The organism is Dictyobacter arantiisoli, from assembly GCF_008326305.1.
GTDB lineage: Bacteria > Chloroflexota > Ktedonobacteria > Ktedonobacterales > Ktedonobacteraceae > Dictyobacter > Dictyobacter arantiisoli.
The window spans coordinates 1-22235 of record NZ_BIXY01000019.1 but is presented as its reverse complement, the minus strand read 5'-3'; the positions used below and the strand labels follow the sequence as shown (position 1 = coordinate 22235).

Here is a 22235-nt window from a genome sequence, read left to right as displayed (position 1 = left end):
GGAGAATGGACACTGCATATGATTGATATGATTGATATTTACGAAGCACAGGAGGCTGAACGTCAGCGCGTCGCCCAGGCGTTGCAGAACGGAGTTGTGCAACCATTAGTGTCTCTGGTGAATGATCTGGAGAGCCATTTAACGGTTCCCATGACAGCGCTAGAACAGGAAAATGAGGTACATACCTGGTATGTGCAGGCGCAGACAAGCCTGGCACAGCTACGACACATCCTTGGGAGTATGGATGAGCAGCCTCAAGTAGAGTTCGATTTTATAGCGGCAGCCTCAAAAATGTTCACATGGTTAAAAGGTGCGGGCTATACTGTCAACCTTCACTATGATAAATCTACCAACCAATTGCCTGTAGAATATAACTATAACCTCTACTGTATTATCCGTGCCGCTATTATCAATGTGTGTAAACGTTTTGCTGAAGCAGAGGTGACCGTTTCACTTTCCACAGTGGATGGACATCTATTGCTCGGTGTTCAGGATACCGGCACAGGCGTGGTACCAGTGTCCATGTCGCGTACCGCAATGGTTTTCGATATGATCTTTAACTGGTATCAAGGTCTCAATGATCTTTATGAACGCATAGCTCTGCTGGGAGGACGCCTCATTTTGGAGCGTACGCCGGATCAGGGCACGCTCATACAAGTAATCTTACCGCTCCCTCTCTCTGTCATGACGCCTGTGGATAGTGCAGAGACACGCTCCACCAGTAAGGAGGATGGTTTGACGATGCGCGAGCGTGAAATACTCACTTTGACGGGACAGGGTTGTGCCACAAAGGAGATTGCTCACCGTCTGCGTATCAGTGAAAAGACGGTTCGTAATCATATTAGCAAGATCTATAATAAACTGGGTGTTTTTAATCGTCCGCTATTGATCCACTATGCCGTGAAAAAAGGTCTGGTCGATCTGCACGCGCTTTAATCGGTTGTGATGGTTGAGGATACAGGAGAAGGAGATACGCGTATCCCTCTGGCGACGTGTATCTCTCCTTGTGCCGAATGTAAGGTACGCATACTGCGGCAGTAAGTGATCAGTCGTTGGAAGATGGGCAGGTTTTCCAATGCTGGCACATTTCCTACCAGGATGAGTTTCCGTTGGGCGCGGGTCAACGCAACATTCAAACGGTTGGAATTGCTTAAAAAATCCCGCCGTTGGCTTCCCGGTGCTGGCTCACTTGTCGTCGCGAAGGACAGAATGATGATCATGCGTTCACCACCTTGAAAACGATCCACCGTATCAACGTTAAGAGGAGTTGTGGATGGTAGAGCCTGCCATCCTATAGTTGCATCGCTGGTAAAGAGATGGCGGCGGATATTCGCTACCTGGGCGCGATAGGGCGCAATGATGCCGATTTCACGTTCATGGATACCACATGTCAGCAAGGCTTGTACGATTTCTCGCACTATCTCTGCTTCGGCGTTACTCTGCTTGGCTTCCGCACTGGCTTGTTCATCGCGCACATCCATAAAAGTTACAGGGAATTTAGGATCAATGATCTGCTTCAGGATAATGTTCCTGTTGCGTTGCTGTTCCCCATGAGGAAATTCGAGCTGGCGGTTTGCGATAGCTGGATGTGCCTGTAATTTCCCGTCATAAAAGACGGTTGATGAAAAGTGGGAGATCCATTTATTCATGCGATATTGGGTGCGCAAAGGCACGCAGGCACTGATCTCCAGTGGATAGGCCGGTATATGTTCTTCATCTTTCTGTTTGAGAAAGCTGAAGAGCGATGCAGCCAGGCCAGCTTCTGCGGCCTCTTTACTCAGAACCAGGGGGGGAAGCTGTTTTTCATCTCCGACCAGTATAAAGCGTCTGGCAAAGCGCAACGCCCCCAGAATCGCCGGGACCGTGAGCTGTCCCGCCTCGTCGATGATTGCCACATCAAAGAGAAAGCCACTATTATTTGCCGTCTCTGTGCCATCCTGTGCCGTATGCGGAGCATATTTGTCCGACGACCAGGTAGCTGTAGTGGAGGCAACGACTGGCGTGGTATAGAGGAGCTCAAAAAGATAATCCTGATAGCTTTTTTCATCCACCAATGATAGATGTTGCGGAAGTGTTCCTGCATCCTTCGGTTGCTGAAGTTTCTTGTCCAGTTGTTCTTTAAGGAGCCAGGGCTTAATGGTTGTATGGACGCTCCGTTCGCTACCCAGGCGCAGAAATTGTTCAAAGCCTTCACTGACGAGGCGTTTGAGCATATTGTCGACGGCTTGATTAGTGAAGGCGGCGAGCATAACAGTTTGTCCCTGTTCGACCAGGCGTGTGACGATTTCTGCGATAACACTGGTTTTGCCGGTGCCCGGAGGTCCCTGGATCAACAGATAGTCCTGCATTTGCAAAGCGCGTGTAACAGCGAGATTCTGTTCAGCATTAAAATCTGGCCGTGGCGCAATCATTTCACCTTTGAAGCGTGGACGAATCTTGCCTGCCACCAGATCCTGTAAATGAGAGGATACATAATGCCAGCGCAGGAGATTTTGCAGGGTGCGGACGTGGACCAGATCATTATCATAACGATCCACCAGTTGTGGTTGCGCAATCAGTTCCCGACTCCAGATGATTAACTGTCCCGAACTGATGCCGGTGATTGTACCGCTGACAACCTCGCCCGTGATGGGATCACCATCACTGAGCAGGATTTCGTCACCTTCCCGCAATTCTGATGTATTCTGACAGTGAAAGGTTAGCGACCAGCCATCGTTTTGAATGATGGGTTGTGCGATTGGTTCAAGCCCCTGGATCGCGCTCCCGCGTTCGAGGCGTTCCTTGACCGATGTCTGCCATAATTGGGCCATCTGCTGCTCATTAGCGCGTTCCTCAATCTGCAATAGTCGATAGTAGTGCGCGAAAAATGGACTATCTTCCGGCTGCTTCTCCTGTTGGAAAGGGCGCGGTGTTGGCAGTGGACTTCGTTCGGGCCTGTTATCTGTTGCATCTATTGTTTGAGGTGCTACGATAGTTTTGGGTTGTTCATCGGTTACGGGGGCTTGCCATTGCAGCAAAGAGGAGAGGGTTCGGCACTGTTTCAGCATTGAGCAGGGTGTACAGCGCGAGGGTCCGGGAGGGGCTGATGGTATGCCTGTTATTCGGTTGAGCATAAGGATATTGCGCGTTTCATTGACGCGCTGGATGTCCCGAATAGTGGCTTTAATCCCAAAGGACTGCGCCTGATCAGGAGTACCACTATAGAGCAGGGTGGCGAAGGCTCGTTTCATTTTTGATTGTCGTCTGACCGCCAGCAAGGCATGATAGCCAAATACCTGCCAGCGATGGTCGCGTTTGGGGAGTTCGCCGGTTGCGCCACCTGTTTTTAGTTCCAGCAGTCGTTGTTGTCCTGTCTGTTGCCAGAATAGATCCAGTCGTCCACGGAGTCCGATTTCAGGTGCCAGTAAAAATGTCTCAGCCCGCACCTGGTTCTCATCCGACTGCTCCTCGCTTTGCATCCCGGGCAGTGTCCAGAGAGTATTGCTCTCTCTCTCATACCAGCGGGCCAGACGCTCCAGATGAGGGATGACTTCAGCACGCATCGTTTCAGCAGGAACATCGGCTAATCCTATCTCAATCTGGTTATTTGCAATGGCCTGGGTAAGATGGCGCTCCATCACCTGTAAGGGTGTTTCCTGGTTCTCATCGAGAAAGGTACCGCGATCATGCTCCTTGAGCAGTTCTTTAAAGCAATAATGGACCAGATTACCGCGAATGGTAGCTTCGGTGGCACCGGAGGCCACGAGCCGCTTGAGCAGATATTGGCGAGTGCAATAATCTGCCTGATTGAGGTCTGTGATGTTCAGAAGTATATCCGGTTCCAGAACTGTTAACGTATAAGCATTTCCACGATAACGTTGGCGGGTCTGAGTTTTATAGGCGATGGCTTCGGGCGCTGAGGGTAAGTGGTAGATCTGAAGCTTCAAATGATAACTGGCCGGTGAGGCACCGCGCTCTTTAAATTCTTTGATTAAGCCACGATAGAAATAATCCTCAACCTCTATTTCAACGTAGGCTGTTCCTGTGTTCAGGACGAGCAGTGCCAGCCGCTCACCATTGTGTTGGCCTTCGTGGATGGCAACCAGATAGCCTGAGAGATTGGGCGTATGACAGGTGTGTTTGGGATCGAGTGTACAAAGAAAGCATTCGTTTCCTTGCATCTCTGATGCCTGGTTGAACTCTGTTTCGTTTCCTTGCATACGCCTGTACACTCCCACATTTTATTTTGTTGAGTGCAAGTGTACGGTAGAGATACGTTTTCGTCAAGGATGAAGTATGGCCTTATCATTGTAATGCACAGACATAGCGAGAGGCCTGACAGGCGGATCTGCCAGGGGAGAAGTCGTTCAATACAGGATGGCTTTGTGCTCTGTTTCAGGATGCTATAATGCTGGCATTGGTAGCCCATTTAGAAAAGAAGGAAGCATAGTATGTCATTGCCAACCATACGCACTATTACACTTGGCATGTCTGAACCACATCCAATTGCGGGGCAGGCATTCGAGCGCGCGAAAGCTAACTTACAGCAGGCTGCCGCACGCTATCACGCCGCTGGCTATGAAGTCCAGACGCTGCGTATTTCTACGCGGCCCCTGTTTGATGATCTGACGGATTGGTCACCGGCGCATATTCTGGCGTATGTGCAGGATGTGCAACGCAATTTAAGCAATCTGGGCCTGGAGAATTGTTCCCTGGGGACTGCCTTTGCCGCGCATCCCGATTTTTCCCTGCCATCATTAGACCTGCTGGCGGATATATTGGTTGCTACCAGAGATATCAGCATGACGGTGACGCTGGCTGATACTGTCTATGGATTGCGCTATGAAGCGGCTTTGCCTATCGCACAGATCATCCAGCGCCTGGCACATGAAACGCCTGAAGGGTTTGGCAATTTCCGTTTTGCTATGCTGGCCTGTGTAGCGCCAGGAAGCCCATTCTTTCCTGCGGCCTATCATGCCGGTCAGTCCAGTCTGAGTATCGGTTTACAGGGCGCTCCTCTGGTCAGTGAGGCACTTCTTGCGCTAGGTGGTGATGGTCAGCATCCACTGGATCTGGCACAGGTGACGGCGCAGGTCGGTGCTGTTTTACAGATGCAAGGAGATCCTCTGGTTGCGCTGGGACAGCGTTGCGCACAGGAACTGGGTCTTCTCTTTGGAGGGATTGATCTCTCACCAGCCCCCATGGGGGGTGTCAGTATTGTGCAAGCATTGGAATTATGCGGGTATGGCTTGCTGGGTTCTCCTGGCACGCTGGCTGTCACGGCGGCACTGACGAAAGCCCTGAAAGGTACTTCGTTGCCAACCTGTGGCTATAACGGTTTGATGCTACCTGTGCTTGAAGATACTGTGCTGGGAAAGCGCTGGGAAGAGGGACGCGTCAACGCGCATCAATTGTTGCTCTACTCGGCTGTTTGTGGTACTGGTCTGGATACGATTCCCTTGCCAGGGGATTGCACTCCTGAGCATATCGCCCACCTATTACTGGATGTTGCGACCCTGGCAACACGTTATCAAAAGCCACTCTCTGCCCGCCTGTTTCCTGTACCGGGCCGGAGTGCAGGAGAACGCACACAATTCACTTCTCCCTATCTCACGAATACACGTATTACCGGGTGATAACTTCTGAAAGGCATGGGGGAGCAGAAGATACCGTTTCATGATTCCCCCACACCTGCCCGCGTAACGGGTAATCTTTCACGGCAAGATAGTCAGAGCACTACGGAGAAACCTGTGTGCCCCAGAAGGCATTCATCACACCATGATAGGAATTACGAATACTCTCGTAAAGGCGTGCATTTTCAATGGCTAATGCCGCCAGGCTGGCCAGAACTGAAAGAAACTGAATATCATCTTCATGAAAGTTTGTCAGGGAATTGGTATACACGCGCATTACGCCAATGGCATTACCATGGACCTCAAGTGGTACACAGAGGACAGATACAAGCCCTTCTTGACGGGCGGCATCTTTATATTGAAAACGTGGATCGACGCGTACATCGGCGATGTAGACAGGTGAGCCAAGCAGAGCCTCACTATCAAATGGGCTATTGACCACATTGACCGGCCCCTTGGCTAAATACTCGTTACTCAGTCCATAAACCGCGCTTAAACGCATCTGACCTGTTTCTGGATCAAGCAAACGCAAGCCACAAGCTTTGACTTGCATCGCCTGAGTAATACTGATTACTACACTTTGTAAAACCTCATCGAGTTCAAGGCTGGATGACAGGGTCAACGCAGCTTGATGAAGAGCTTTATAATAATCTTTTTCCGGGGGTGCCGCCTGGCTCTGTCCTGTAGAGTCGTTTGTCATCCTACTCTCCTCCCCAATACACAATGGTTATTTGCTAAGTTTAACAATGTATGTCACACTTAGTAATACGTATTGGTAGAATGATACGTATCAGTTCGCCCAGGGAAAAGCCCGAATTTCTTTCACTTCGGCTAACTTTTCCCTATGGTAGTCTTGCGTAAGACGAGGAACAACTCCCGGTAGTGCAAACCAATCTCTCCTGGCTTTACATTAATGAATACTAATGCACAGCCGCTGCAGGCACTGGATCTTGTACCAGCCAGACGCGGCATGGAGAATTTGCCAGCACATAAGAGACCGTTTTATTGAGTTCACTCTGACTCTTATTAGGGTTGCGTATCAGACCGATTAGCAGTAGCGCACAATTATGATCGCGTGCTTCATCGACAATGGCCGGACCGGCATCGCGTGCCTGTACAATCTCGGCAACTGCGGCGCAACCAACGCGCTCAGCAATTCCCATCGCTGTATTCAGCATTTGGTCGGCCTGTTCCGATTCCTGGGTCAGGACTGCTTTGAGCGGCAAAGCACGTGGTACTTCAATGACATGAACAAGATGGACCTTACGTTTGGCTCCTTTTGCCATCTGGCAACCAAGATAGACCAGGTTCGTGTCGAGCTTATCGCCACTGATTACAACGGCGATGTCACCCGCCTCACATTCTCCTAGAGCTGATTTGCTTATCTCAGTCTCTTCTCTGGTTTTGGAACCCCATAAGTGAACCATGATTTCTCCCCTCCTGATGGAGCGTGATAAAACAGCATCATCTGGCACCTTCAGTGTCAGTCAAATTTAACGCGCGCCTACTTATACTGACATCCGGGCGATTACGCATTCTATCTTCTTGTATCATTGACGTCAATAGCGCAAGTATACATAAAGATGTTTCTACTGAGAGTACATTAACCACATTGTCAGGTTGCTCTGTTGATAGATGGTTGTAAACGCTTTCCAATCTGGTAATCAAATTGCCACACCTACGAAGAGAGATGCCCGGCATCTCTCTTTACAATCTTTGTGCCCAAAATGAAAAAGAGAAGCGACCCGTCCTGGCCGCTTCTCTTTTAGTCTGGCTCGATGGTTGCTGTAAGATTATAACTTAATAAGCGTTCTTGATAATATTCGGCCACTTCTTTAGGACTGACGATAACAACAGCCCGACCTGTCAGGTGCGCGGTTAACATAATGCGTTCGGCTTCCTGTGTTGTCAATATATTCACTGCATGCACAAGAGCGAAGATCACATAGTTCATTTCATTGTAATCGTCATCGTGGACAATGACCTTATAGGGTGGAAGAAGCCTGGTACGATTGCGCACCACTTCTTCAGGTTTTATTTCAGAACGCATGAAAGTCCATTGATCCCTGGACATGGGTAGCTTCTCCATAAACAAATAGTATGATTATCCCTTGAACTTCTCAATCTATTGTAACCAAGAGCCACGTAATTTACCAGTGTTCTGGCAAAGAATATTACCATAATAATAAAAGGCATCCTATTTCGATTTGAAACGGGATGCCTTTTATTAAAGAGTCGTTATTCTTGTCGGCTGACACTGCGGTCGATGCGACCCTGACTATTGAGCAGAATCGCCCGTGCGCGCGATTTACGACTGATATTCTCTGGATCCTGGAAGCGCAAGGCAATGACATTGAGTTTCCCTTGTAGTGCCTTTGCGTTGCTACTTGCTGGCGGTGCTTTTGAGGTCTCCTGGCCAATAGAGCCTCGTACACGGCCGCGTTGCAGCAAGCCAATGATAATTCCCAGCACCAGTCCCAATGCCGCTCCTACGAGCAGCGTCGTTGGTTCTGGCAGGTGTGGTAGCGCAAAGGTTGTTGTGAAGGTAAGTGCTGTGACAATCAGGCAGCAGATTACTGCGAATAGAATCACGATGGTTGTTTTGGGACCTGAGCGTTGGGTTTGCATGAAGAAGTCTCCGCGAGCCTGATTAGGACCATGTTCACGGAATTGACCACTTCCAACGCTCCCTGCGGGTAATTGATGGATCTCTTGCTCATTGAAGCCAGCTTTTTTGAGCTTGCTGGAAGCTTCCTCTGCCTTCGTTTCGTCAGGGAAGACCGCCAACAGATCATAGCTGGCATGCTGTTGTTGTTGTTGCTGCATACGAAGTAGCTCCTATTGACACTCCGCCCGGATACATCCGGGGGATTCTTCTTTCGTCCAAGCGACTTGCACAATGCCATTACTGACAGTATGTAGCGGTCCTCCTGTCCAGAAGCGTTACATACACCGAGGTGTACAGGTTCCTGAGTGCCCCTCAGTACCAACCACATTTTTTCTTGTGGTACAGGAAGCCAAACCGTCTGTGAAGAGGGTGTACGCCTCATCATCCGCAGATGAATCTCTTGCAATGGCTTCATTGTATGTATTGGAGTATAACGAATAGTTTGGAGTCCGTCAACAAGAGAGGCCCATTCATCCCCGCCATAAATGGACGGGGGCTTTCTGGGCCGTTCACTGTAAGGATGATGGATACTCGTTTTTGGTTTTATTATACACTCTCTCGCCGACGTTTAAGAAGGATGTTGGAGCGACTCAAGCACTGCCGCTATTTCCTGTCGAACCTGATCATTATTGCCGATCTCGGCATGTACTTTTTCCCAGCCATGCATAATCGTGGTATGATCGCGCCCACCCAGCGTGGTACCGATCTGTAGCAGGGAGGCCGATGTTTCTTCGCGCATCAGATACATCGCCACCTGGCGCGGCCAGACGATATCCCGATCGCGCTGCTTGCCTCGCAAGAGCTCTGGATTCACATTATAATACTGGCATACTCCATCAAAAACCTCGGAGACGCTGAGATCAGCCGTGCGTGTGGGTGGCTTATTATCATAGATGTGTTCCAAAGCCTTGGCGGCTAAACCAACTGTCAGAGGAGCATCGTGTAAGGTTGCATAGGCAATCACACGGTTAAGTGCGCCTTCGAGTTCACGGACGCTACTACACACCGGGCGAGCAATATATTCGATGACGCTTAAAGGTACCGTGAAGCGCAGTGAGTCGCATTTAGAGCGCAAAATAGCCAGACGATGCTCATATTCAGGAGGCTGCACATCGGCCTGTAGTCCCCATTCAAAGCGTGAGCGTAGGCGGTCCTGTAAACTACTGATCGCCTTGGGCGGACGGTCGCTGGTTACTACAATCTGTTTATTAGAGTTATGCAAGGCATTGAAGGTATGGAAAAATTCTTCTTCCGTAGATTCTTTGCCAGCGATAAACTGAATATCATCGACCAGTAAAATATCTATCTGGCGATATTTCGAGCGAAACTCTTCGGTTTTCTGGAAACGAATCGCGTTAATAATCTCATTGGTGAATTTTTCCGAGGTCGTATAGAGCACATTCAGGCCATCGGTTTCACCAGCATGTCCAATCGCATGGAGCAAATGGGTTTTGCCCAATCCTACCCCGCCATAGAGGAAAAGGGGATTGTAGATGCGCCCGGGATTTTCTGCCACCGCCAATGAGGTCGCGTGGGCCAGTTTGTTGGATTTTCCCACGATGAACGAGCTAAAGGTATAGCGCGGATTGAGCAGTCCCTCTACGCCAGGGCGAGTGGGATTATACTCTTGCATCCTGGTAGGTGGCTCGCGGCGTATCGGCTCATGACGTGACACATCCGGGTGATGGATTGGAGCTTCATGTGGCGCGGGCGCTTCATGATCCTGCGGCTCCTCCTGCACATAGGTCAGATAGGAAGGATGTTGTTCGGCTGGCTGTTGTTCCTTCTTATAAGAAGGGGGAGTGGCTGGACGTGGTGTGAGGGTATAGTCTTCCTTCTTCCGGGTATAGATATTCTCTTGCGGTTGAGCTGATCCCTCTGTCTGTCCATTGTTTGTACTGGCTGCCGCATTATTCTCAATGCGCTTCCCACGTAAAGGAGTAGTTAATCTTCCTTTAGAAAGGCGATATGTACGTTTAGGCTGTCGTCCATTGTTCTGATCATTGGCTCGTGATGGCTGTTCTTTTGTAACTTCGATCTTAATCTCAACGGGGCTACCAGTAATATCTATCAGTGTCGAACGGATGAGCTCTTGAAAGCGCGTCTCTAATTGTGCTTTCACGAAGGTAGTTGGAACGAGAATTATAAAGACGCCATCTTGAAAGGAGAGTGCCGATGTTCCCTGAAACCAGGAGGTAAACACGGCAGTATTCACTCTTGTTCTGAGTCGTTCAATTGCAGTTTGCCAAATTTGTTTTGCATTCACACGCAGCACCCCTTTGGGGATTGGTTTTATTGGAGCTAGTGTCTTAATTTGCTCTTAAATACGCTCTCCGCACGTTATCAGTTGTAGATATAGGCATTTTTAGACAAAAATAAGTGCCTGATAGTTCTCTCGTGACGGCAGAATGTAATGGTAGCATTAAATCAAAACGCTGTAAAGCCCTCCTTTCGTACCATCCAGTTCATTATACCTGATGGCAGAATGCTCTCTATGGCCCTGAAGCCGTGCGTGCAGGTGCAAATGTATCTTGCTGTCCCTATTTCTCGTTGCTTCTGTTATTAAGAAGGAAACGGAGAAGAGAACGCAGGTAAAGCAGTATGGCAATGGTGTGTATAATTTCTTTTGGTACCAGAATGATAACTATCTCATAGATTTCATACGTTGTGTAAAGTATACTGAAGCTGATATAGCTATTTGGGTACCGAGAGGTACGTGTATTTATCTTGCTTTTTCATGTATACCTGTTTTCATGGCATAAATGGATCGGAGATGATAGGGTGGGATTGAGTTGAAAGTATAAACAATTGAAAATGCAGATTGTTATGTAAGGAGCTTCTGATGTCCTTCTGGTATAGGTTTGGTCAGTTGTGTTCGGTGAAACGCCTGACTCATGTGTATGAAAAAAAACCTTCTTTTGTTTCATCCCTGGTCTATGGTCTGTGTCTGGTCTGCTTCTTAAGCATCATGCTGGTTGCCTGTTCGAGTGGTTCCGCTGCACCGGATACTGGCGGCTCTGGTGCCTCTAGTCCTGTGCCAACCGCTACCCCGGCACCGACAGATCTTGCCCAGTTGTCCTGGTGTGGCGGCAAACCCGATACGTTATTTCGGGATCAAGCCTCTGCTCAGGTGGCAAATGCTGGTAAATCCACGCAATTAGGGCCCGCTGATGGCAAGCCCAGGACAATCACTGATTGGAATGTGGTGAAAGCCAATCTGGGCTTTACTGTGTATTTACCGAAAACATTGCCTGCTGGCACATGCCTTTTAAGTGTTGCCAGTTCTCTGCGAGATCCTATTTTCAGCAGTAACTTCACTGCCACCTATGTCTTGCCCAATCAGGATTCCCTTAGTTTTTCTGAGGCTCCCATGCATGCAGGCTATGGCAGTTTCCAATGTAACGTGACGCAGGATTCATCCCCGTCCACTTCTACTGGAACGGCAAGTACGGCGACGGCGGGGACCGCTACACCAACAGTGACGGCAACGGCGACGGTCGGGGCAACGACCAGCGCTACCCAGAAGTCCCTACAATTATGTAGTGGAGTGCGTGATAAAACGAACATTGTGTTCTCGTCACGCGGTACGACAGCTTCCTTACAACAATTCTTTCAGGCGCTTCAGCCGGATGTTGCCTGGGAACCTACCAAATAGTGCCCTGCTCCCTTATGATGTGAGCCGTGAAATTTTCTGGCTCTATTCGTCGTACTAATGGAGAAGATGACTCATCTAGAATGTGTGAGTCTTGAGAACTGTTCAGATGGGACCAGACAATGGCACATTGTCTGGTTGCCAGCATACTCGACGCTCAACTTACACTTCTGATATAATGGACGGAAGTTTTACGCGCGTGCGTAACGTATTCATGCACGCATACAAAAGGGAGGAACCTTTATCATGGATAAGTGTCCCTACTGTGGGGCTGAGACTCGGCAAGGTGATAATTTTTGTTTGAATTGTGGCAATCGCCTGCTTTCTACAACTCCCTCGCCTTCAGATTCGCAGGCTATTGGTGACGCCACGGTTGCCGAACCAGAGGGGTGGAGTCCTGATGCTGCTCCTGCTCCTTCCAATAATCATGCTAACTGGGCCAGTGATCCTTCTGCTCCGTCCGTAGAACCACCTGCTACACGTGAGCCGGCGGTGGCTACCCTGGAAAAAATTGCAGAGCCCGGTCATTTCGTGTTGCGCTCTGATAGTGGAGAAGAGTTGCAGGATTTTCCTTTAGATAAAGCGGAGATTGTCATCGGTCGCGCACCTACCAGCGATATCTTACTTTCAAAAGATAAATTGACTTCTCGTCGCCACGCTACTGTTTTGTATGAAAATGGGCAATATTTCTTACAGGATGACCGGAGTGCGAATGGGACGTTTGTGAATGCACAGCAATTGGAAGAGGCGACACCCTATCTGTTGCAGGATGGGGATCATGTCGGCATTGGTGAACATGAACTGGTCTTCCGCGCTCATGGCAACAGGGCGCCCGAGATTGAGGATCTTCCTACCATTGCAGTTCCTTCGGATTCCGCCTATGGAAGGCCTGAGGAAAACCATCCTCAAGATGCGCTTGCAGCGCCTGCTGCCCACATCGATGATTACAATACCCGCGCGATTGAAGAGGAACAGTCTGAAGAGAGCCAGCCAGTCGGTACTGCTGTGCCTGCTGTCGAACCTGAATTTGTTGAACCTCCTGTAACCCCGACCCCTGATGTGCCCGCATCGATTACGGATTACGAGTCGGTGCCTGCTCCTGCTTCTGTATCCTCTGCATCGAATGATGTTGAGCCGAAGCCAGCTTCCTATGTGGAAGCTCCTGCCGAGACACAGGATGGTGAGGTTACTTTCGGTCGTTTCGCATCCATTACTCCGCCGGCGCTGCCTGACCTGAGCGCTTTAATGGCATCTCTCTCGTCCCTGGATGGGCAGATTATGTCATTGCAGAAGCAATTTAATGCCACGCAAGAGGCACAACGTAATCATGATAGCGAGGTGGTCAATACTGCCAACCAGTTACGCGATGGTGTGCGCCGTGTTTCTGATCGCATGGATAACACAATTGCTGATGTGGCGCGTAGCCGTGAGGCTCTGGCCTGGGCCGAGTTGTTACAGCTCATGGAAGATGTTATGAATAATCCGCGCGATATCGAGTATGTGACAAAATTGGCGCGTAAGGCTCGCGAATTGAATAAAGTATTCCAGATCCATCAAAACGTTTTGAATACTATGGCTGAATGTAATAGCCTGCTGCGCGGCTTGATTGGCGAAGAAAAGTAATCAGTCAGTCAGCGCATGGGTGCGTACGTTTCTGTTACCTGCAGGGCGATCCAATTATGCAGGTCGCCCTTTTTTTATTCTTCTGGTCGTACGGGTGCACGACACTTGCCATGAGACAAACGCACTGCCATTTTCCCCCCTTTCATCCTGCGTAGCATGCCAGAATGCCAGAAAAAATGGGAGGATTTTGGTCAGGGAGCGCCTGACTCTTCGCATGTTGTCTGTGCGTCAACGATCTTGCTAGCTTACCGGAAATCTCATGTACGAACAAGCATCTCCTGGTGTAGAAAGTGTCACACGTGATGCCTCTGCACCTCATTCTACGAAGCATGTTGATGCTATCGTAATTGGTGCGGGCCTGGGTGGCCTGCTGAGTGCCGCGCATCTCTTGCAGCGCGGCAAACGTGTTGTTGTACTGGAACGTTTGCCACATAGTGGTGGACGTTTTACCGCCAAGAATTTTCATGGCGTCCAGGTGAGTACTGGCGCAGTGCATATGGTTCCCTTTGGGAGCAGTGGGGTTTTATCCCATATGTTGCAGCGCCTGCATGTGCCACATCGCTTGTTTGATGCTGATGTGTTTGGTTCATTTCATGCGCATGGTAAGACCTATCGTGCACGTGGCCTGCTGGGTGTCTTGAAATTCTTCTCTCCCCGCCAGTCCTGGTGGTTCCTGCGGCTTGGCTGGCTGATGTTCTTCCAACCTTTGCCAGAAGAAGAGCGCCGCCTTCCCTTTGATCTCTGGTTGGAGCGCCATATTCCTGTCGAGCAATGTCCCCAGCTGGTGGCATTTTTCGCCAGCATCGCGCGCTTCGCCCTCAGCCTTGAGTTGCATCAGGTGAGTACCGCCGAAGTGGTGAACACGACGAAAAACATGCTTCGTTATGGCGCACCTGCGATTGTGAAGGGAGGATGTGGTGAGATTACGCGTCAGTTAGAGCAGATTGTCCATTCCTATAATGGTGAGATTCGCCTCTCCTGTGAAGTCTTGCAGATCCTGCAAGAGGACGGTGTGGTCAATGCTGTACGCGTGAAACAGAAAGATACCGGCGAGGAAGAGCTGATTCAGGCTCCTCTGATCGTCAGTGATATTGGTCCTCGTGCTACGGATGGTTTACTGCATAATTGTCGTGTGAAGCAGGCGGATGTGCTCAAGCCAAAGGATACCGCTTCATCAAGCGATGAGGCCGCTTCGGCACATGTACAGGAGGCTGTTGGCCTGAAAGTACATATTTTAAGCGATGTCTCGTTGATTCCACATAAAGGCATCATGTATTGCCTGGATACACAACGGATTGCCGGGATGGTACAGCCAACCAATAGTGATCCCACTCTGGCTCCCGCTGGCAAACATCTCTTAATTAGCCATCAGGTGATTCAGAGCAATAATGTCGAGGAAGAGCGGGCGCTGGCCTTGAGTGATCTGCGCTACTTATTTGGGGAGACCTTTGACAAACATTGTCAGATTCTCACCATGGGCACGTATCGTGGTGAATGGCCGGTCAATCGCATCTCGCAAGGCGAAGATGTAGATCCGCAATTGGATGTGCGGGGCTTATATATGGTCGGTGATGCGGTCAAGCCATCTGGTTATCTGATGGTTGAGGGCGTGGCGCAAAGTGTCAATAACTTCCTGGATCTTTTAGAGAATATGGATCAGGAGCAGGAGGCCGTGCGTAAGAACGATCCGCGTATCCGCCGCAATGTCATGGCACCGCCTTCTCGACTCAACGCGTTGCGCTGGTTGTGGAGAGCACCGGGTAATTCTAGAAACGTTGGAAAATCTTAGGAAGGTTTATATATTTATAATGATTAACAATGAAGTGCGCGTAGCTTCCCATTATCGAATAACAGGAGGCCAACCCTTGCATGGGGAAGTAACGTTAAGCGGAGCGAAAAATGCGGTGACGAAGATGGTTATCGCATCGATGCTAACCTCTGATCCCTGTACATTGCGCAATGTTCCAATCCTTGGGGATCTGGAACTGACCATGAAAATGTGCGAAGGCATAGGGGCATTCGTACAACTCAATCGTGAAGATCATACTTTGTCTATCCAGACGCAGAAGATTGATGATTTCCACATTTCGAGTACAGTGGGAGGACTCAATCGTCTGTGTGTTATGACGGTGGGACCCTTGTTGCACCGCTGTGGTGAAGCAGTGATGCCGCTGCCGGGCGGTGATCGCATTGGACCACGCCCAATTAATTTTCATCTCCAGGGTTTACAACAAATGGGCGCCAAAATCGTCGAGCATGCTGGCTATTATCATTGTTCGGCTCCAGAAGGTTTGCATGGGGCAACGATTTCGTTACCTTTTCCCAGCGTCATGGCAACCGAAAATCTGTTGATCACGGCCACTCTCGCCAGAGGGGTGACAATCATCGAAAACGCTGCTACCGAGCCAGAAATTATGGATCTGGTCAAGTTATTACAGAAGATGGGGGCTATCGTTGATTTTAAGGTCGGCCGCCGTCTGGTCATCGAGGGCGTGAAGACTTTGCATGGGGCCAGTCACACGTTGCTCAGCGACCGTAACGAGGCTGTCTCGCTCGCCACGGCTGCCTATTTAACCAGAGGGAATGTCTATCTCCGGCATGCGCAGCAAGAACCCTTGCTGGCCTTTTTAAATACCCTCTTGAAGATGGGTTTGCGCTTTGAGATCGACGACGAAGGTATTCGCTTTATTGGTGATAGCAAAAATCCACCCGCCATCTCGTTGGAAACCGATGTCCATCCTGGCTTTATGACGGATTGGCAACAGCCCTTCACAATCTTATTGACGCAATCGGAAGGTATGTCTGTGATCCACGAAACGATTTATGAGGATCGCTTTGGATATACCAGCGCACTGGTGAAGATGGGCGCGCAGATTGGCCTCTATCCTAAATGTCTGGGTGAGGTGCCCTGTCGTTTCCGTGAGAAGCAATTTATGCATAGCTGTGTCGTCAGTGGACCAACCCCGCTGGTGGGAACACGCCTGGATATCCCCGATATCCGCGCGGGATGTTCGTATATCCTGGCGGCGCTCTGTGCGGAAGGTACTTCTGAAGTCTATGGAATTGAGCATATCGAACGTGGCTATGAGCATCTGGACGAAAAGTTGCGCCAGCTAGGGGCACGTATCGAAAAAATCGTAGCCGAGTAAACAATCATCGTGAGCTGTGTAAGCGCATCTTTTGCGCATAAAAGGATCAATTACCATAAATGTGGTAGGTAATCCTTTTATGCGCTTTATCAATTTTGTTCTGTTATATTAACTTCAATGACGAAACAAGGAGACCATCACGCTATGGCGTCAGCACCGTCAGTTGAAAAGCACTCCCGTGGTCGTGTGCATACCGGATTGCTGAATTCACCTCTTCGAGGGGGAAGACACGGGTTGAGAGTACATCGAGACGGAGTAGACCAGCGCGAATTAATCCTGCGAGCAATGAGGGAGCGTGTTGTGGATACATATACTGACCGCGTATCACGATGTTATTATGCATGACATACCCGTACGGTATCTCTATGTCAGCATTGACGCCTCCCATCAAAACGGCGGTTCCGTTTGGGCGTACCGCCAGAATGCCGCGACGAGTTGGCCCAGGATCTTGTGTTTGCCCCAATATATCGAGCATACAGTCAATTGGACCCTCGGCAGCCTGTGCAATGCGTTGGCTATTGCTTGCATCATTGTCAGAGAGCAGAACGGGCCTGACACGTTTCCCAAAGTGGTTCACCAGGACCTCAAGACGGTGCTTATTTCTTCCAGGCGCAACGACTCGTTCCACGCCCATCGCCAGAGCAACCGCCACTGCTGCGCCGCCAAAGTAGCCAGTGGCTCCATTCACCATCACCGTCTGTCCCGGCTGGACGTTTGCTGCTAACAGTCCACCGTAAGGAACGAGCAAGGCAGCCAACCAGCTCAGTTTCACAGGGTCTATGTCATCCATATGGTCGAGTGGAACAGCATTCTCAAGGGGAATGAGCATCTTTTCAGCAAATGGACCATTGCGAAAGTAGGTTTGGAGTTTCTGTGGCCCCTCTCCTCGGGCTATCCATCCTTGCAGCATACTATTGGCTGGTGTCGTGCTGTCGTCGCGTGGTCGAACCATCGGATCACAAAAAACAAGCTGACCGGGTTGGAGCCGAGTGGTATCAGGTCCAGTCCTTTCCACGACTCCAATTGCTCCATAGCCGGGAGCAAGAGGAAGGACCAGGGGATAGGGTCTTTCTCCACTAAAGACTTCTTGTGCATACCAACCAACAGGGGCTGCCAGCACACGAATGAGGACTTCACCCGCGCTGGGAACAGGTTCAGGAATATCTTCAAGAAGAAGAGGCTGACCAAATGCTTTCAGAATTGCGGCTTTCATACAAAGTTTCCTTTCACAGTTGTATCTCAGTATGATAGTATGATGCAATACAATTGAAAGCTATACCAGAGTGTGTTGCTACTAGTAGTAGTACTACCAGGGAAAGGACCGTTGCATGACGCAGAACGAGTTGCGCTCGGAACTGGCAAACTTCTTGCGAACTCGGAGAAGTCATCTGTTACCGGAAGAAGTGGGATTACCGCATGTAGCGCGTCGCAAAACGGCGGGATTGCGACGAGAGGAAGTTGCTCAGCTTGCAGGCGTTGGCCTGACCTGGTATACGTGGCTGGAACAGGGGCGAGACATCCACGTCTCCACCCAGGTGCTTGAGAGTCTCGCACATACCTTCAGGCTGACTCCTGCTGAAAAAGCCTATCTCTTTCTTCTCGCGGGGCAAACGTCTCCTGCGTATCCAGTCCCGCAGCAAGAGCAGGTAAGTCCTTTTCTCTCTCGACTCCTTGAGCAGATGGGAACCAGTCCCGCGTACATCACAGGCCGAAGATGGGACGTACTTGCCTGGAATGAGGCGGCGTGTCAGGTGTTTGTAAACTTCGCAACCATTCCGGTAGAAGAGCGCAATATCGTGCATTTCACCTTTACCAACGAGGAGTGTCGTCGTCGCTTCGTGGATTGGGAAGGAGTAGCACAGCGCATGGTGGCGCAGTTTCGTACCAGTCACAGCCAGTATCGCAATGAAGCACAGTTTCATGCATTAATTACAGAACTTCAACAGCGCAGTCCAGAATTTGCGTGCTGGTGGTCGAAGTGTGAAGTGCAAGGGCGACAGGACGGGCGGAAGGAACTCAATCATCCTCAAGTAGGCTCGCTCGTTTTCGAACACAGCACCTTTCAGATCGACGGCTCACCAGGACTGAAAATGGTGGTCTATCTGCCCGCATGCGAGGAGACAGCCAGAAAGCTCGAACAACTTTCTCTGTCCTCATGTGCTATATGAGGAATCACGTGTAGCATTGAAATTTTCCCTGGGAAGGCTGATTTCTTTTTCCTCGCGCCGTCTCAGGCGGCATGCAAAAAGGGGAAAAGATGGAGGTGGGGACATCCCACACTCCGGCAGAAGGCTTCGCCCTCTGCATTCCCATGTTATCGAACTTTTGCTTCAAAATTTCGAGATGACTCATGACATACTAAAAAGGGAGCTGGCACGCAAGCGCTTGCCAGCCAGTGAGCAGCAAGATCCCAATGATACTGGGAGGCTGACACTTTGTTAGCTTTGCAGGCTTGAGCGGGCTTCGCGCAACTGTTCGGGCGTGAGTATTCTGAAGAGGATCAATAAATTCTCCAGATCATATTCCAGACCAATCGAATATAATTCCTGGCGAATGCGACCCAGAGAACTGATCTGTGTGGTCGTAATCAGACCATAGCTGACGAGACTTGCCGCTAAAAGTTGATCAGGCGTCAGCAATTTAAACATTAATAATATTTCCCCAAGCTGATAATTTAAATCTACTCCACGCAACATGCGCTGAATATTCTGGGCCACATCTAAACGATCTTGCGGAACAAGATGTCCATCCAATAAGACTTTATTGAGTGAGCGCGTGGCTCGACCATTTAAGACCTGTGCTTGTACTGATGATTGTTGCTGCTGTTGATTAAGCGCTGGCATGGGTGGCAAGCTTTGGACAATATCAAGCAGGACGGCATTGTTGGTGTTCATACTTTCTGCGAGATCATCTGAAGACTGTCCAACTCCTGCTGTCTGTTCTTCGCCCTGTGTCATCGTCTCTGGCATCTTTGGAAGGTGGGTAACTTTCTCCCGGGCCCTTGCGATCCTGCCCAGTTCTGCTGCCAGATCTGCGCTTTTATTCTGGGTATGGGTTTCTTGTTGCGGCTCTGCTTGCTTAGCTTCTTCAGAGGCTGGCTCTGGAGTGGCAGGTGGTGTGACTGTAGCACTCTTATTGGTATTGCGTGACACGGGCGGCATGGGAGTTGCGATAGATGCCAGATGTGACGTTGCCCCTTGCTGCTGTGTAGTTGAAGATGACAATGCGCCGGTCACCTGTCCATAATTTGCGCGTGAAAGGACATCTGGACGTTTGGGTGCTGTCTCACCAATGGCCGGTCCACTGATCGTGCGTTCCAGCAGGATATCCTGGATAGGAGATGCGCGTAATGGTTGGGCCGCGATTTTCTCATCCGCAGGTGTGAGATGAGGCAATGAGGCATGATAGGGCGTGTAGGTAGGAATCTGATGAGTCTGACTCAGAGCTGGCTCTTCACTGCTTGTGTGTTGTTCACGGGCCGCTTCCAGCGGCGAATAGATATTGCTATTGCCTGTATTTGCACGCGCCTGGGATGCTGTATTGGTTGTATAGGAGGGCGTATCTGGTGTGTAGGCTGACTGGCGCGGATGCGCTTGTCCTGCAAGTTGCTCTTTGCTTTCTACGGATTGGGTTGTATAAGCCGATGACTGGGGAGTATACGTTGCTTGTTGGTTCGTATAAGTCGATTGTTGATTGATAGAGTTTGTTTGTTGAGAGGTAGACGCAGTTTGTTGATTGGTATAGTTTGTGGATTGAGAGGTAGACGCAGTTTGTTGATTGGTATAGTTTGTGGATTGAGGTGTATAGGCGGCTTGTTGATTGGTATAGGCAGTTGAGCCGAGCGTGGTCCATTGGGTGGCAGGCTGTTGTGCAGGTGTGTTTATGTATTCGTTGTTTATGGTTGAGTGGAAGCCCTGAGCCATGCGTGATAGTTGGGCCAGACCCGATTCGTTGGGACCATCATAACTTAATTGTCCGCTGGCAAGACGTTGTAAGACAGTGGAGTCATTATTCGCCGTGAAGGTTTGTTCGGGTTGTTGTGTTGGCTGTGCCAGTGTTGCTTCGGTTCTCTCTTTAAAATCTGACGTCTGAAGCTGATTGCCTGAATCCTGTGCGCTCCATGTACGTTGATTTGGATAGAGGACAGCACGGATCTTCTCGCTGTATGAAGGTTGATTGGAGCCAGGTAATCCAGTGGCCGGTGAAGGCATAGGATTTTGATTGTTCATGGATGGCATGGCAGCCTGTTGTGATGCAAAGGTATCGCTCGATGGGGTATGGGGCAACATGTCGGGGCCGGGTGTATGCGTTGACGAACTATCCTCTCGGGCAGGGGAGGCATTGAAGACCAATCCATTGGTATTTCCGGTATTGTGTGTGTTATTGCCGGAGGTATGGTTGGTACTGCTAGTAAAAAAAGGCTGTGATGACAGAGAAGAGGACGATGATGAGTTAAAGCGTGGCAAACGTGGCAAGGTATGGGCGGCAGCCTCAATTGCGCCATTGGGCACGCGGGCACGCACCGCATCCACCAGACTCATCAAGCCGAGCATGCCATCAATTTCCATATCGACATTGGTGTTTGGGGAATGGTCTTCGACATCGCGGGGACCATAGCCAGCGAGATTACTGCACAGAAATGTCAACGCCTGAACTTTTCGGTCTCGGCGCTGTGCATCTAAGGCAACCCAAAACTCGCGGCGTGCGGCGGCTGCCTGCGCGAGATTTACCAGGACCAGTCGGATAGGATTACGTGCGATTGCATCAAACACCTCAACAGCGGTACGGGCTGTATGGTTTGTGTAGCCAGCTAACTGCAATTCACTGGCTAGCAGCGTAGCAAACTGCTGATCGCGTTCAAAGAGAAGAATATGTGGTCCACCTGTACTTATATTCATACCTGTATGACTCCAGTTGTGTCTCGCTTGATAACCGAGTTTACAGGGGTAAATGTGATTACGTGCTTGTTTGACCTTACGCCTTTGTCCATCAAAGCCTCCTGTGCGTATACCCCTTCCCTACAGGCACAGTCGGAAACACACGTGCGAGGAGAAAGTACATTGGTTATTCACCAGACATTCTGGTGGAAGAAGTTGACGTCCTAATGTCTCTGTGGTGATATTAGTTCTGTGTACCTTGCTGCCCTGGTCTTGCTGTGCCGCGTCCAGCGCCGTGTCTGTATTCGGGGCTAGTATAGCATACATCTTTTGTAATGTCCTAATTATCGGGCGGGATACGTGACTATTGACGCATCCTCGGCTCTGTTAGATCATTCTGTATGTTTGAGTATATGCTATAAACAGTTTTTTTGACGTTTACGAGAGGACTATAGTACTGTGGTTAATTTGGATGCTGCCACACATCCTGCAGTTGCGCTACTGACAGATTTTGGGGTTCAGGACCCCTATGAACTTATCCGAAAACGTGGAAGGAGATGATAGAATCAAGAACAAGGAAAGGAACACGAATCCCCCAAGCAAAGGAGAAACCAAGATGGCCCGAACCAAACCGTGGGAAGTCAGTGACCAATT

At 49.8% G+C, this 22235-nt stretch carries 15 protein-coding genes; 7 read left to right on the top strand and 8 right to left on the bottom strand.

The features are described 5' to 3' along the window. Positions 1-18: 18 nt before the first annotated feature. Complete coding sequence (locus F1593_RS29720) at positions 19-936, top strand: LuxR C-terminal-related transcriptional regulator (protein WP_308482779.1); 918 nt, start codon at positions 19-21, stop codon at positions 934-936. Here the strand turns inward: F1593_RS29720 and F1593_RS08525 are convergent. Then, on the bottom strand, positions 933-4199 hold the full coding sequence (locus tag F1593_RS08525; RefSeq protein ID WP_149401136.1) for an AAA domain-containing protein: 3267 nt from the start codon (positions 4197-4199) through the stop codon (positions 933-935). The genes F1593_RS29720 and F1593_RS08525 overlap by 4 nt on opposite strands. A gap of 231 nt (positions 4200-4430) precedes the next feature. Between F1593_RS08525 and F1593_RS08520 the strand changes: the two genes are divergently transcribed. Next, positions 4431-5615, top strand: coding sequence for a DUF711 family protein (locus tag F1593_RS08520; protein WP_149401135.1), 1185 nt, complete (start codon positions 4431-4433; stop codon positions 5613-5615). Positions 5616-5715: 100 nt separating this feature from the next. Here F1593_RS08520 and F1593_RS08515 read toward each other — a convergent pair whose 3' ends face one another. The 5 genes from F1593_RS08515 to dnaA all read right to left on the bottom strand — a co-directional run bounded on the left by F1593_RS08515 (position 5716) and on the right by dnaA (position 10546). Beyond that, the gene (locus tag F1593_RS08515; RefSeq protein WP_149401134.1) at positions 5716-6312 is read right to left on the bottom strand and encodes a GAF domain-containing protein; all 597 of its coding nucleotides are present in this window, start codon (positions 6310-6312) and stop codon (positions 5716-5718) included. 220 nt (positions 6313-6532) lie between these two features. Continuing rightward, positions 6533-7039, bottom strand: coding sequence for a universal stress protein (locus tag F1593_RS08510; protein WP_149401133.1), 507 nt, complete (start codon positions 7037-7039; stop codon positions 6533-6535). Between the two features lie 338 nt (positions 7040-7377). Next, positions 7378-7662 carry an ATP-dependent Clp protease adaptor ClpS gene (locus tag F1593_RS08505; protein WP_149401132.1) on the bottom strand — a complete coding sequence of 95 codons (285 nt, stop codon included), beginning with the start codon at positions 7660-7662 and terminating at the stop codon, positions 7378-7380. Between the two features lie 188 nt (positions 7663-7850). Beyond that, positions 7851-8438 carry a hypothetical protein gene (locus F1593_RS08500; RefSeq protein ID WP_149401131.1) on the bottom strand — a complete coding sequence of 196 codons (588 nt, stop codon included), beginning with the start codon at positions 8436-8438 and terminating at the stop codon, positions 7851-7853. Between the two features lie 410 nt (positions 8439-8848). After that, positions 8849-10546, bottom strand: a complete 1698-nt coding sequence (dnaA, locus tag F1593_RS08495) for a chromosomal replication initiator protein DnaA (protein ID WP_172631967.1) — start codon at positions 10544-10546, stop codon at positions 8849-8851. Positions 10547-11122: 576 nt separating this feature from the next. Here dnaA and F1593_RS08490 point away from each other — a divergent pair. From F1593_RS08490 to murA, 4 genes are all read left to right on the top strand, one after another. Beyond that, on the top strand, positions 11123-11935 hold the full coding sequence (locus F1593_RS08490; RefSeq protein ID WP_149401129.1) for a hypothetical protein: 813 nt from the start codon (positions 11123-11125) through the stop codon (positions 11933-11935). 243 nt (positions 11936-12178) lie between these two features. After that, positions 12179-13555, top strand: a complete 1377-nt coding sequence (locus F1593_RS08485; RefSeq protein ID WP_149401128.1) for an FHA domain-containing protein — start codon at positions 12179-12181, stop codon at positions 13553-13555. A 259-nt stretch (positions 13556-13814) separates the two neighbouring features. Further along, positions 13815-15344: a phytoene desaturase family protein gene (locus F1593_RS08480; RefSeq protein WP_149401127.1), complete on the top strand. Its 1530-nt coding sequence runs from the start codon at positions 13815-13817 to the stop codon at positions 15342-15344. A gap of 19 nt (positions 15345-15363) precedes the next feature. Further along, the gene (gene murA, locus F1593_RS08475) at positions 15364-16704 is read left to right on the top strand and encodes a UDP-N-acetylglucosamine 1-carboxyvinyltransferase (protein ID WP_149401126.1); all 1341 of its coding nucleotides are present in this window, start codon (positions 15364-15366) and stop codon (positions 16702-16704) included. A 142-nt stretch (positions 16705-16846) separates the two neighbouring features. Here murA and F1593_RS08470 read toward each other — a convergent pair whose 3' ends face one another. Beyond that, positions 16847-17917, bottom strand: a complete 1071-nt coding sequence (locus F1593_RS08470) for a zinc-binding dehydrogenase (RefSeq protein WP_149401125.1) — start codon at positions 17915-17917, stop codon at positions 16847-16849. Between the two features lie 115 nt (positions 17918-18032). Between F1593_RS08470 and F1593_RS08465 the strand changes: the two genes are divergently transcribed. Beyond that, positions 18033-18872 carry a helix-turn-helix transcriptional regulator gene (locus F1593_RS08465; protein ID WP_149401124.1) on the top strand — a complete coding sequence of 280 codons (840 nt, stop codon included), beginning with the start codon at positions 18033-18035 and terminating at the stop codon, positions 18870-18872. 270 nt (positions 18873-19142) lie between these two features. On the opposite strand, the gene F1593_RS08460 is transcribed toward F1593_RS08465, so the two are convergent. Continuing rightward, positions 19143-21602: an AAA family ATPase gene (locus F1593_RS08460; protein WP_149401123.1), complete on the bottom strand. Its 2460-nt coding sequence runs from the start codon at positions 21600-21602 to the stop codon at positions 19143-19145. Positions 21603-22235: the final 633 nt, after the last annotated feature.